Source organism: Candidatus Hydrogenedentota bacterium (assembly GCA_012523015.1).
Taxonomy (GTDB): Bacteria; Hydrogenedentota; Hydrogenedentia; order Hydrogenedentales; family CAITNO01; genus JAAYBJ01.
Genome location: JAAYJI010000210.1, coordinates 1 through 12,475, shown reverse-complemented (window position 1 = coordinate 12,475; position 12,475 = coordinate 1). Strand labels below are relative to the sequence as shown.

Genomic DNA, 12,475 nt, shown 5'->3' with positions numbered 1-12,475 from the left:
TCGCAGCTCCGTCAGTCCTCTTCGCCGAATACTATGATCAAAACTACAGACTTGCTGATCTTGCTGACGGCTTCTTCTTGCGTACGTGCCCCGACCCTTCCTCGCTTGATGCGGTCGTATACATCGGGACGGTTTTTCAAAAATGCCATGACATGGCTGTTCTTGATGGCATAGTTGATCTTTTGCGCAATGGATCCGGTAGCCATGGTGTAGATGGCATCGTCAATCCGGGCATAGACTACGCCCATAACTTCGCCGGTCGACGAGAAGAGCGGGCCGCCTGAATTACCGGGCTGCACCGCCGCATCAATCTGATAACTCTTTTCGTCATCCATGATCCCGGTCAGAGAACTGATAATTCCCATGGTTACCTTAGGGGCTATTCCTTGGATATCGGGAGAAGGATATCCTATGGTGAAAACGGTCTGTGCGAGCTGCGCTGTTTCGCCTGAGCCGAAGGTGACCGGAACAGCGGTTCCATCGACTTTGAGCAAGGCGAGATCCGTCTCTTCGTCCGTGGCAACGATTTTCGCCACACGGGGCTCGTGATCTTCAGCCACCACGACGGGCACCCCCTCACCGGAGGCTACATGATAATTGGTCAGGATATATCCGTCGTCTGTAATAAAGAAACCGGTACCGCTCCCTAACACGTTTATGTCATCGTCATCCTCGTCATCGTCGTCATCAGAAAAATTGATTCCATCTAAATCATCTTCGTCATACAGATCAAACACAAGTCTGACGAGTATGATAGCCATATCAAGATCGGTTGTATATGCGTTTAAGGTGCGCGACACATCTTTTACCGTAGTATAATGATAGGTTCCGCACCAATAGAGGTCACCTCGGAATTTTTCGCCGTCTGCCGTATAGGTGTTGGTCGTATCTGCCCAATAGAAGTCTTCACCGTCAAACATATACTCTTCCAAAAAATCATTCCAAGTGCCCTCGGTGCACAAAGAGCCATCTTCCATAGACTGAAATACTTTGTAGTGGACATTTTTTTTCGATTTCGAAAACACAATGGCTTTCGCTTTCTCCTGATACTCAGATTCAGAATCAGCTGATGATTGCTTGCTTCGCTCCGAGCGCGCAAGGGTCGTCGGTTTTTCTATAGTTGCTTTCGGCACACCGCCGCCGCCGCTTCCCATCACGGGAATCTCAAAGTCTTCACAAGGAAGCCCTTGTTCATCGGTAATACCTGATGCCGGGAAGTTTGTATCTACGAAAGAAAGACCATCGACGCGCTTGGAAAAGGTGACTCGTATGAGCAGCTCAACAGGACCGGGTCCGGTGATGGTGATCGGTAAACGCAGCCGTTCCTCTGCGCCGCTTTTCCAATGGTCACGGTATAATTCAACGTGCAGCTCAGACGCCACGATCTTTTCGTCCCTCGGCCGCATTTTCCATCCGTCACCTTGGGGTGTGAAGGTTGCCAAGCGCACAGGACCGCCCGGCGGCAACACATCATAGAGGCTTGGATTTTCGGGAACAATCACGCTGCCTTTAATCGTAACGGCAATGGTTCCCATTCGTTGCTTTTCATTGGGATTGCTTGCCCTAATTTCGACAGTGGTACGGTTATTAACAACCGGGTCGATAAAGACTGCAAAATCTCCATCAGCCGTGGCATGGGCGGCGATTTGCCCCCCTAAGAACAACCCGCTCCATAGCCCCAAAACCGTCAAAAAACAAATGCTCTTCTTACCCATAGGTCTAGCCCTCTGCCGCAACCGACGCTATCCTTTGCTCCGCCGCCTTGGGCCGGCCCCGGCACCCTTTCTTTCTCTAGATGCCGCCCTGCCGCGACAACGACAGCGGACCAACCAAGATCCTCTTTGTACTCACCGTTGAAATGAAAGGGCTGTTCTCAGTCCTTCTCACACGGCCGATGAGAGGTAGATCCCGGTATTTAGACCTGCAACGGTTATCGGTATTTGCTCCGGAATTTTCCGTATTATCTATCATGCTACCGACTTTCAATGCGTAATTTCAACAAAATAGCGGGGCGTTAGCGACAACAACAAAAAGCGCGGCCCGTCACGTGCAGTTTATGGCAGATCTTGAAAATTTTATCCTTGTCGACAACCGGTGACAAATGCTCGATTCACGACTGCAAATGCTCATCCAAAGCGCGGAGCAATTCCACAGCGCACGTATAATTGCGGGTATTCTTCTCCCGCCTGAGATACAAAGCGAGCTTCCCCACAAAGCGGCGGATAAGCCTGCTTGCAGATAGATCGGTCGTGAATACTTTCCGCGCTGCCTCCTGAGAAGGACCTTGCAGTACCAGCAATTCATCCAGCGTCGATATACAGCCTTTATTGCTAAAGTCGACCAAGTACATGCGGTCATTTTCCTGATACCGCGCGTAATAGCTGCCCGGCCAACTGCAAGGACTTAAAACCACCCCGAGATGATGTCCCAATAGGACATAGATACATACGAGACTAATAGGCAGCCCCCGTTTTCTTTCAAGGACCAAGGGAATATTGATGCCGTCACTGCATTCGCTTCCCTCGGGAATGACGGTCAAATACAAATGCTCAAACAGAAAGGCCGCCAAGGCTGCCGGCGTGGGCGGCTCCTTCGTTTCAAGAAAGGCGGCGGCTAAGCCTTGAATCAAGTCAGAAACAGCGGGTACGTTACGCAGTCCATTTTGAAGGCGTGACAGTATTTGCAGCGCCTCTTCCAGCTTATCAAGACCTTCCCGACGGTGCAGCCATTCTATCCAATGCTTCGTCACCTCCCGTTCATGACGATCCAAAAAGATGGTATCCAGAACAGCGTATTGCGTATCATTTAAAACAAGCTGCTGTTCCTTCACGAACTGAACAATATCCACGTCCAGAGAAGACAATTCTCCGGCTACGGCATTGCGTACCAAGGGCGATTCATCCTCCAGCAGGTGCAGGAGCGCTTTAGTTTTTGAGTTAAGTTGACTGTCCATCCGTTACAGCCTGTCGTTGCAGCTGTGCGCGCTTCGTTGTGATACGGCAATGTGTCATAAAACATTGTTTATACGTGGATAATTTCGAATGATACCGATACTTTATGATATCGTAAACTTCGTGTGCAGACCTAATAATTGATGGTCTGCTGCTGTTCTATTGCTTCAGACTGCTGCAGTGACAGATTGGTTTTATAAGTCTGAAAAATCCCATAGGCCTATAGCTCTTTTGACAGCGGCCTAATCGTATACCGTCTTGGACAACACAACAAAATCAGATGAGGAGGCTACCCGTGAAAAAAATACTCGTGGCAGGCAGTGCCAACATGGATCTTGTGGTGCGCACGGAACGGCTGCCCAAAGCGGGTGAGACGCTCATGGGCAGCGATTTCATGACCGCTTTCGGCGGCAAAGGCGCAAACCAAGCTGTTGCCGCCGCGCGGCTCGGCGGCGCTGTTCATTTTGTGGGCTGCCTTGGCAACGATGTTTTTGGAAAGCTCCACCATGCCGGGCTCAAAGAAGAGCATATTCAGCTTGAGGGCTTGAAAATTGATCACGACACGCCTACAGGCACAGCCATGATTATGCTCACCCGTTCCGGCGAAAACACCATTGTCGTTGCTCCCGGCGCTAATGATCAACTCACGCCCGAGGACATCTACGCGCAGCGTGCCCTCTTTGAAGATGCCGACGCTGTCATCAGCCAATTGGAAATCCCTTTAGAAACAGTGGAAGCGGTGTTGCGCCTTGCACGCGACTGTGAAGTTCTCTCTATTTTGGACACGGGACCTGCACGTCCGCTGCCCCCTGAAATTATCGCCCTGCCGGACATCATCTCCCCCAATGAAACAGAAACCGAAACATTAACCGACATTGCTGTGGATGATCTCGCCCGTGCAGAGGAAGCCGCGGAAGCACTGCGTTCCATGGGCGCGAAAGAAGTGGTGATCAAACTGGGCAAACTGGGCTGCCTCTATTTAGGGGAAGAACGCTATCACCAGCCCGCTTTTGAAATTGAGGCGGTGGATACGACGGGTGCCGGAGATGCCTTCACCGCCGCCCTTGCCTTGGCATGGAATACACGGTCTATGCCGGAAGCGCTCCGCTTTGCCAACGGCGCCGGCGCTTTGGCAGCCATGGTAGCAGGCGCGCAGCCTTCCATGCCCCGCCTTGACACGCTTACGCAATTTTTGGAGAAAAACAACGAACCCGGCTAAGGCGCCGTAAGGGTTTACAGACCGATCTTTGCTCTTTAATCGGCTCCGAAATCCAACCGTTATTTCAGGAGATAGCCTTCCAGACCAAAAGCATGGCCTTCGCTCCGTGCGGCTTTCCCTTTATTGAGAAAACGAAGACTGTAGGTTCCTGCCTCTAATTCCGGCAGAGATATGTACAATTGTTTGTCAGTAATGTTAGCGTTATACAAGTCAAGGGAAGGAACAAGGACTGCGCCATCTAATTCAACTTGGAAAATACCGTGATTCGGCGCACAGGCAAAGACCAGTACCAATTGTTGTTTGGCTTCCTCCGCCAGGTCTATATCTAATGCGAGGGATTCGCCCTTTTCTGCGGGATTCCACACGAGATGACCTCGCGCGAATTCGATACGCACTTGTTCGCTGACCGCGCCCGAAGAAACGCGAATCGCCTCCGTATTCTTGGCGGGTAAAACCATTTTCGACCAATCCTCATAAAGGCGGGTTTGCGCGTCCGGCAGCGCCGGAAAGGCTTTGTGCGGTTCTACTTGATACCAATAGGCTACGGATGAGAAATCATCTCCCCGCTCGGCAAACCAAGAATCGGTCACACCCGCTTCATCAAAGGTCTCCCCTTTGTGTTCGATTTCGAGGCGCAATGATTTTTGGAATACGACGGGGTCAGCAATATGCCACCGATAACAAGACGTCCGACTGTAGGATCCTCCCCCCTCCACCAAGGGCGCGCCATAATAGGGAGTAGACATTTCTCTAAAACCCCAGGCATCACAAAAGTAATCTTCCGTGCCCGTACCGCGCAGGCTCGGTTCTGTTTCACCGTCAATAAACCAAAAATCATCGCCCTCGCCCCACCAGCTAGGGGTGCGTTGACGCACACTAAGCACTGTCCCCACATAATTCCCTTTCCCTTCAATCTCAGCGATAAGATAATTTTTGCTTGCCTCGGCAGGAAATTCCTGCCGGTACATGGCATGGAAATAAGCGCTGTTTTCGGGAAGTGAATCCAGCTGCTGCCAATCTACATAATAAAATAGGGCATTCACCTTGCTCGAGCCTTCATTGGTCACGGTAATTTTGGCCGATTTCCGGAAGGGCATGGGCCAATAACAGTTGCGGGCATGACCGTAACAAGTCACCGTAACGGGCAGCGATTGCAACGGATAATCCAAGCCGTGACCCATGGCGAAAAAGTCACCTAAGGGCACTTCGACGGAAGGTGTTTCTTCGTCGTCCCAATACATACGCAGTACCAACAACTTGGAATAACCTTTATCTTCCGCAAAGACCGTGTTCCAAATATGATTAATTATGCCGGGGCCCTTCAGCGCGGCAATGGTCAAGCTTTCCCCCACGGCGATGGGCCGTGAATCACCGTTTCCATTCTCCCAATCAGGATCACTGGACGATGATCGCATAGCCCGTCCCTCCCGCACTTGAAATAAATTTTCCAAAGGGTTGGCATAAGCTTCTAAACTGAAAAGAACGCCTGTGCCAAGCAATGACAGTAGTAGAAGGCGGGCAAAGCGGCTTGTATGGGATTCCATGCTATGATCCTTTCCGTTTATTCAAAGCGCAGTGCGACAGGGCAGATTACTCAGAGAAAAATGCCGATCTGCCTCGTTATAATATACTTTCCAAGTTATAGTCAATTGTTGTGCTTCTTGAATCAAGCGGGTGACGGAGGCGACGCAGTCATTAATCTAAGGCCGTGCTCCTAGGCTTCCACAACACCTTACTTCTCTCACGATGACCCAACAACGGGCGCAGGGTCTAAACGAGTTGTGCGTATACCACTGACAGGGAGTTCCATGTTATACTATACGCGTCGCAAGCTGAGGGATGAATCAATATTTAGAAAAGGTTTTGGCATGGCTAAAGGCGATCATATCCGCGTCAAACGTATGGGCGCGCTTTACTATCATCATGGAATTGATATGGGTGACGGTACGATCATCCATTTTTCAGGCGAACTTTTCGATGATGAAAATGCCGAGGTCATACGTACCCCTGAAGAGGAATTTCTCGAAGGCAACGAAAAACGCATCGTAAGCTATGAAGACAGAGATGATCTTTTACCGATCAAAGAAACGCTGAAGCGGGCGAAGGCTAATCTCGGCAATAAGGGCTACGACCTTTTCTTCAATAATTGTGAACATTTTGCTACTTACTGCAAAACGGGCAAAAAAGAAAGCCGACAAGTGCGCAAAGCCGCTACCACCGCAGTCACGACCGCCTTGGTTGCCATGGTCGCTGTAGGCTTGTTCATAGCCGGTCAGCGCGACGCTTAATTTCAACGATCAACATAATTCTTGTTCAACCCCCAAAAGAAGATTATTCATGGTATGAAACAACAATCCCTTCCAATGACCTATAACCTGGCACTCGTTCAAATGGCCATGGATACGGATGTACAAAGCAATATTGACCGTGCCTTGGCTTGGTGCGAAAAAGCAGCAGCCCAAGGCGGACATGTGATCTGTTTGCCGGAACTCTTCGCCTCACGCTACTTTTGTCAGAAAGAGTGCGTGGAACGCTTCCAACTGGCGCAGTCTGTGGACGATCCCATGTTCGCGCGCTTCGCGGCTTTTTGCAAAGCCCATGGCGTGGTCGTGGTCGTTCCCTTTTTTGAGCGGCGCGCAGCAGGACTCTATCACAACAGCGTTATCGTCTTTGACGGCGACGGTTCGCGTTGCGGGCTATACCGAAAAATGCACATCCCCGACGACCCTGCCTATTATGAAAAGTTTTATTTCACGCCCGGCGATTTGGGCTTTTTGGCATTCGATACCTGCTTTGGCAGTATCGGCCCCCTAATTTGCTGGGATCAGTGGTATCCCGAAGCGGCGCGTATCACCGCACTTCAAGGCGCTAATACGCTGCTCTACCCCACCGCTATCGGCTGGCATCCCTATGAAAAAGAGGAATACGGCAAGACCCAATACGAATCGTGGCAAAATGTACAGCGCGGCCATGCCATCGCCAATGGGGTCTATGTGGGCGCGGCCAACCGCGTCGGCCATGAAGCCGAAGAAGGACAATCGGGCATCCAGTTTTGGGGCGGCTCCTTTATCTGCGACCCTCAAGGAAATATTTTAGCCCAAGCAAGCGATCATGAAGAAGAAGTCATACTTGCCACGGTGGATCTTGCCTTACTCGAATCGATTCGCCAAAACTGGCCCTTCTTACGGGATCGTAGAATCGATGCCTACGCCGCTATTACGCAACGCTATCTGGATCAGGGAAAGTAAGCCTTCATGAGTCCTCGAAGTACAGCCCCGTTCCAACAAAAGAAGCCCCCCTTGCGCATGCCTGCAGAATGGGAAACGCACCGCGCCACCCATCTCGCCTTTCCCGCCAACAAAAACGACTGGCCCGGCAAATTTGCGCCGGTTCGGTGGGCCTTTGTCGAGTTTATCCGACTTTTAAGCCGCAGTGAAAGGATTCTTCTTGCTGTAAACAACGATCGCGTAGATAAAGATGCACGGCGCATGTGTATCGATGCCGGTGTAGATTTGCAAGGCTTGGAGTTCGTGGAGACCGAACTGGATCGCGGATGGATGCGTGATATCTCGCCCTTCTGGGTCTTGGATCGCGACGGCGCCGTGCAAGCGCAAAACTTTCTATTCAACGGCTGGGCGAAATACGATAATCATCTGTTGGATCAACAATGGCCACGGACCATTACAAAAAGATTGGGCGTGCCCGGTCAAGAAGCGCGTTATAAGGATCGCCATGTGGTCCTGGAAGGCGGAGCCGTCGATACAAATGGCGACGGCGCCCTCTTAACCACGGAAGAATGCTTGTTGGATGAGCGCTGCCAGACGCGCAACCCCGGCTTTACCCGCCAAGATTACGAAGCCGCTTTTAAAGCACATCTCGGTATTGAAAAGGTCTTGTGGTTGGGTAAAGGGATTGCGGGCGACGATACCCATGGTCACATTGACGACATTTGCCGTTTCGTTAATCCGACAACCGTCGTCCTGTGCCAAGAAGACAACGCGAAGGACGAGAACTATCACGCGTTAAAAGAAAATGCGGAGCGACTCCAAAATGTCCGGCTTCCCCACGGGCAATCCTTGGAAGTGATCCCTCTACCCATGCCTGCGCCGCTCTATTTTAAAGATTTGCGTCTGCCCGCCAGTTATGCTAATTTTTATATCGCCAACAACTGTGTACTCGTGCCCACCTTCAATGATGAAGCAGACCGCAAGGCCTTGGGCATTTTAAATGAGCTATTTCCCGATAGACACGTGATCGGTATTCATGCCGTTGATTTACTGTGGGGTTTCGGAACACTCCACTGCCTGTCTCATGAAGAACCGGCTCCCACGACCGTTATCCCCTAACAGCGGCTGTAGGTCTACGAAACATCTGAGCAAAGAGAATATTTTCATGGAATCAATCAACCTTATTTTTGGCTGTCATGCCCATCAGCCCGTCGGCAATTTTGACTTTGTCTTTGAACGTGCTTATGCGGAATGTTATCTGCCGTTTCTGGATGTACTGGAAGAATATCCCCATGTCCGCGTTACCATGCATTTTACGGGGCCCCTTTTCGACTGGTTCGAAGAGAAGACGCCGGAATTCCTAGACCGACTGGGAATCTTTGTGCAGCGGGATCAAATTGAAATTATGGGCGGGGCTTATTATGAACCGCTGCTCTGCGCCATCCCGGAACGAGACGCATTGCGTCAGATCACGCGCATGACACAGTATTGCGAACGCCGTTTCAATCGCCGACCCCGCGGCATGTGGCTGGCTGAACGGGTATGGGAACCCCATATACCCCGTAATTTGGCGAAAGCCGGCATTGAATATACGGCGCTCGACGATTCTCATTTCCGTTATTCAGGACTTCGTCAGGAAGAGATGTTTGGCTATTACCAGACCGAAGACGAAGGGATGCCGCTAAAAATATTCCCGATCCAAGAACGATTGCGCTACCTGGTGCCCTTTCATCCTGTGGAAGAAACTATCCAATGGCTGTGGGAACAAGCCGATGAAACAGGCAAGCGCTGCGCCGTTTTACATGATGACTATGAAAAGTTCGGCGTATGGCCGGGCACCCACAAGAGTGTCTATCATGAGGGTTGGCTCAATCGCTTCTTTGCAGCGTTGACCGACAATCGGGAATGGCTGAAAACACGCACCTATGGTGAGTACCTCGACGAAAATACGGCGCTCGGCCGCACCTATATCACCTGCGCCTCCTACGATGAAATGATGACATGGGCACTGCCCACCGTTACACAGCGTGAGCTGGTCCGTGCGCGGGAAGCGCTTCAACACATCCCCCATCTGAATGAGGCATGTGCAAAATTTATGAGCGGCGGTTTCTGGCGCACCTTCCTCTCTAAATATCCAGAATCCAACAACATCCAAAAAAGGATGCTGCGGGTCAGTACGCGGCTGGAACGGCTGCGCCAAGAATATCCCAACGATCCACGTCTAGACGACGCCGACATGTACCTGCAGCGCGGACAATGTAATTGCGCCTATTGGCATGGTGTTTTCGGCGGTCTCTATCTGAATCATCTGCGCACCGCCTTGTATGAGCAACTCATTAAAGCGGAGCGGATCATGGACGAAATCGAAGCAGAACATATCCGCTACCCCCGGGTGGAGACCGTTGATTTTGACGGAGACGGTAACCTTGAGGCGATACTGGAAAATCAAGGGCTGGCACTTTTCTTTAGCCTCAACGACGGCGGAACGCTCTTCGAAATGGATTACAAAGAAAAGGCGTTCAATATTACCAATGTCCTGACACGGCGGGAAGAGGTCTACCACGAACAGATTCAGCGGGGCAATGCTGTGATAGGCTTGGAGGCGGAAGGCAATACGAGCATCCATGATTTGGTCAAGGCGAAGGAGGCAAACCTAGACCGCCTCCTTGTCTATGATCCGTGGCGGCGCGTATCCTTTCGCGATCGCTTTCTCCCAACCCAAGTGACTGCGGAAATGCTGTGGAGCGGCACAGAAAAAGAGTTGGGCTCTTTCGCACAGACCGCCTACACGATGGAGGCTGAATCGGAAAGGCTGTCCTTGTCCGCCCAAGGCAGGGTTGAAAACGGAGGCGATCAAGGAGCAACGATTCTCAAAAGCTTCACTCTTGCCCAAGGAGACGCTGGTTTTGAGGCGGACTACAGCCTTCGTTTTGCAACACCCCTCTCAGAACCTATGCTATTTGGCGTTGAACTGGTCTTTAATTTCCTGACCGGCGAGGCTCACGATCGTTATTATCACTCAAATAATGGTATAATTCAGGAAAGGCAATTGGGATCTCGGGGACAAATCCAAAAATTAACCCATATTGCAGCCAGAGATGAATGGCAGCAAATTGACTTGGGCTTTAGCTTTTCCGAACCCGCCACACTCTTCCGTTTTCCCGTGGAGACTGTCAGTCAATCAGAAGACGGACAAGAACGGGTTCACCAAGGGTGTGTACTGATACCTTGTTGGACGCTTGATTTGGGCGCCACTCATTTCAACGTCAAAATGAGTATCGACATTACGAATTTAAGTCAATAATCATTTGGTCATTTGGAAGTCAAAATTGCTGTTATTATGCAATATTGATATAATTCAGCCGTAGAGATCTGATTGAAATATTTCAGAACTGAACGAGGCCTAGGGATAACATGTACGATTGTAGTGATGATGTCGTGGTAAAAAATACGCTTGGAATTCACGCACGACCGGCGGCAGCACTTGCACGGCGCGCCTCTGAATTTCAAAGTGAAATTTATATTACCTTCATGGGTAATCGAGTCAACGCCAAAAGTATCATGGGCTTGCTGACGCTGGGTGCCGGCCGTGGAAGCCGTCTGGTGGCGTCTTGCACGGGACCCGACGCTCAAGAGGCTTTGGCGGCAGTAAAAGAAGTATTTGAGACAGGTTTCGGTGAAACCTAAATTCCTAATTTTGGACAGGAGCCTCTTTTGGAACAACAGCTTCAAGGCATTGGCGTTTCTCCCGGTATAGCCATAGCGCCCGTATTCAAGTTTTCGCGGCAGCGCTATCATGTGCCTAAATATTTTATTACCGATGTGGAGGCTGAAATTGAGCGTCTGGACAAAGCAATCCAATTGACGCGTGAAGATCTCACTACCATATACGAACAAACGGTGGCAGGCTTGGGCGAGGCACACGCAGAAATTTTCCGCGCCCACTTGATGATCCTGAGTGATGCCGCCCTGCGCGATGATATTATCGAACACCTCAATTCCGACTTTACCAATGTGGAATATTTACTGGATCAGCTGGCAAAACGCTATGTACAGGTTATGGAGTCCTTGGACGATGAACGGTTTCGGGAGCGCACCACCGACCTCTCGGACGTGGTGGATCGTCTGCAACGCCGATTGCTGGACTCAGAACGGCCCGGGCTCCATCAGCTCGAAGGGATCAGCATCATCGTAGCGAAAGACCTTTCCCCTTCTGATACGGCCACCTTAGACACGGAACACGCCATCGGTCTTCTCGTTGAAGCGGGCAGTGTTACCAGTCACTCCGCTATTTTGGCGCGCGCCTTGGAAATACCCGCTATTTTAGGGATCTCCAACGCTTTTGACGCAATCCCTGCAGAAAGCTTGCTCATTCTCGACGGAGCTGCCGGGCTTGTTATTGTCAATCCTGAACAGGCTACCATCGACAAATACGCAAGCATTCAAAAGAAACAGGCGCTTCACAAAGAAAAACTCTTCCGCATCAGTGAGGCACGGGAAGCGTGCACCGAAGACGGGGTTCCAATCTCCCTTTGCGCGAATATAGAACTTCCCTTCGAGATAGAACACAGTCTGCGCGCTAAAGCTCAGGGCATCGGTCTCTATCGAACCGAATATCTGTTCATCAACCGCAATACCCTTCCCTCGGAAGAAGAACAATACGAATCCTATTCCCATGCGGTGAAATTGCTGGCGCCCCACCCCGTCACACTGCGCACCATTGATATTGGCGGCGATAAATTTGTGGCCCATCTGCAATTGCTCAAAGAAGATAATCCGCAATTGGGATGGCGTGCCGTGCGCTTTTGTCTTGCCCGTCCCGATATTTTCAAGACCCAGCTCCGTGCCATGCTGCGTGCCAGCGTACATGGAACCATGCGCATCATGTTTCCTATGATCAGCGGCGTGGAAGAATTGAAGCAGGTGAAACGGATTGTGGCAGAAGTGCGCGAAGCACTGGACACAGAAAATATCGCCTACGATAAAAACATATCCATCGGCTCCATGGTCGAAGTACCTTCTGCCGCTGTAGTCGCCGATTTAATCGCTGAAGAATGCGATTTTTTCAGCCTGGGCAC

At 50.8% G+C, this 12,475-nt stretch carries 10 protein-coding genes; 7 read left to right on the top strand and 3 right to left on the bottom strand.

Going from position 1 to position 12,475, the window contains the following annotated elements; translation table 11 throughout:
- Window positions 1-11: 11 nt before the first annotated feature.
- Together GX117_09165 and GX117_09160 are read right to left on the bottom strand one after the other, a co-directional pair.
- Window positions 12-1,715: a trypsin-like serine protease gene (locus GX117_09165; protein NLO33510.1), complete on the bottom strand. Its 1,704-nt coding sequence runs from the start codon at window positions 1,713-1,715 to the stop codon at window positions 12-14.
- A 395-nt stretch (window positions 1,716-2,110) separates the two neighbouring features.
- Window positions 2,111-2,953, bottom strand: coding sequence for a hypothetical protein (locus tag GX117_09160; protein NLO33509.1), 843 nt, complete (start codon window positions 2,951-2,953; stop codon window positions 2,111-2,113).
- 278 nt (window positions 2,954-3,231) lie between these two features.
- Here GX117_09160 and rbsK point away from each other — a divergent pair, with 278 nt between their 5' ends.
- Window positions 3,232-4,170 carry a ribokinase gene (rbsK, locus tag GX117_09155; GenBank protein ID NLO33508.1) on the top strand — a complete coding sequence of 313 codons (939 nt, stop codon included), beginning with the start codon at window positions 3,232-3,234 and terminating at the stop codon, window positions 4,168-4,170.
- Between the two features lie 59 nt (window positions 4,171-4,229).
- On the opposite strand, the gene GX117_09150 is transcribed toward rbsK, so the two are convergent.
- Window positions 4,230-5,714 carry a DUF2961 domain-containing protein gene (locus tag GX117_09150; protein NLO33507.1) on the bottom strand — a complete coding sequence of 495 codons (1,485 nt, stop codon included), beginning with the start codon at window positions 5,712-5,714 and terminating at the stop codon, window positions 4,230-4,232.
- Between the two features lie 324 nt (window positions 5,715-6,038).
- On the opposite strand from GX117_09150, the gene GX117_09145 reads away from it, so the two are divergent.
- The 6 genes from GX117_09145 to ptsP form a co-directional block, all read left to right on the top strand.
- On the top strand, window positions 6,039-6,458 hold the full coding sequence (locus GX117_09145) for a lecithin retinol acyltransferase family protein (GenBank protein ID NLO33506.1): 420 nt from the start codon (window positions 6,039-6,041) through the stop codon (window positions 6,456-6,458).
- 54 nt (window positions 6,459-6,512) lie between these two features.
- On the top strand, window positions 6,513-7,418 hold the full coding sequence (locus GX117_09140; GenBank protein NLO33505.1) for a carbon-nitrogen hydrolase: 906 nt from the start codon (window positions 6,513-6,515) through the stop codon (window positions 7,416-7,418).
- A 57-nt stretch (window positions 7,419-7,475) separates the two neighbouring features.
- Complete coding sequence (locus tag GX117_09135; protein NLO33504.1) at window positions 7,476-8,516, top strand: agmatine deiminase family protein; 1,041 nt, start codon at window positions 7,476-7,478, stop codon at window positions 8,514-8,516.
- A 46-nt stretch (window positions 8,517-8,562) separates the two neighbouring features.
- Window positions 8,563-10,701: a DUF1926 domain-containing protein gene (locus GX117_09130; protein NLO33503.1), complete on the top strand. Its 2,139-nt coding sequence runs from the start codon at window positions 8,563-8,565 to the stop codon at window positions 10,699-10,701.
- A 110-nt stretch (window positions 10,702-10,811) separates the two neighbouring features.
- Window positions 10,812-11,084 carry an HPr family phosphocarrier protein gene (locus tag GX117_09125; protein ID NLO33502.1) on the top strand — a complete coding sequence of 91 codons (273 nt, stop codon included), beginning with the start codon at window positions 10,812-10,814 and terminating at the stop codon, window positions 11,082-11,084.
- A 27-nt stretch (window positions 11,085-11,111) separates the two neighbouring features.
- Window positions 11,112-12,475: phosphoenolpyruvate--protein phosphotransferase (ptsP, locus tag GX117_09120; GenBank protein ID NLO33501.1), on the top strand; the 1,364-nt coding region annotated here is incomplete at its 3' end.

Bases quoted from the DNA above. Each gene is read 5' to 3' on its own strand.
- GX117_09150 (NLO33507.1), bottom strand. From the start codon at position 5,714: ATGGAATCCCATACAAGCCGCTTTGCCCGCCTTCTACTACTGTCATTG.
- rbsK (NLO33508.1), top strand. From the start codon at position 3,232: ATGAGGAGGCTACCCGTGAAAAAAATACTCGTGGCAGGCAGTGCCAAC.
- GX117_09140 (NLO33505.1), top strand. From the start codon at position 6,513: ATGAAACAACAATCCCTTCCAATGACCTATAACCTGGCACTCGTTCAA.
- GX117_09160 (NLO33509.1), bottom strand. From the start codon at position 2,953: ATGGACAGTCAACTTAACTCAAAAACTAAAGCGCTCCTGCACCTGCTG.
- GX117_09165 (NLO33510.1), bottom strand. From the start codon at position 1,715: ATGGGTAAGAAGAGCATTTGTTTTTTGACGGTTTTGGGGCTATGGAGC.
- GX117_09135 (NLO33504.1), top strand. From the start codon at position 7,476: ATGCCTGCAGAATGGGAAACGCACCGCGCCACCCATCTCGCCTTTCCC.
- GX117_09145 (NLO33506.1), top strand. From the start codon at position 6,039: ATGGCTAAAGGCGATCATATCCGCGTCAAACGTATGGGCGCGCTTTAC.
- GX117_09125 (NLO33502.1), top strand. From the start codon at position 10,812: ATGTACGATTGTAGTGATGATGTCGTGGTAAAAAATACGCTTGGAATT.
- GX117_09130 (NLO33503.1), top strand. From the start codon at position 8,563: ATGGAATCAATCAACCTTATTTTTGGCTGTCATGCCCATCAGCCCGTC.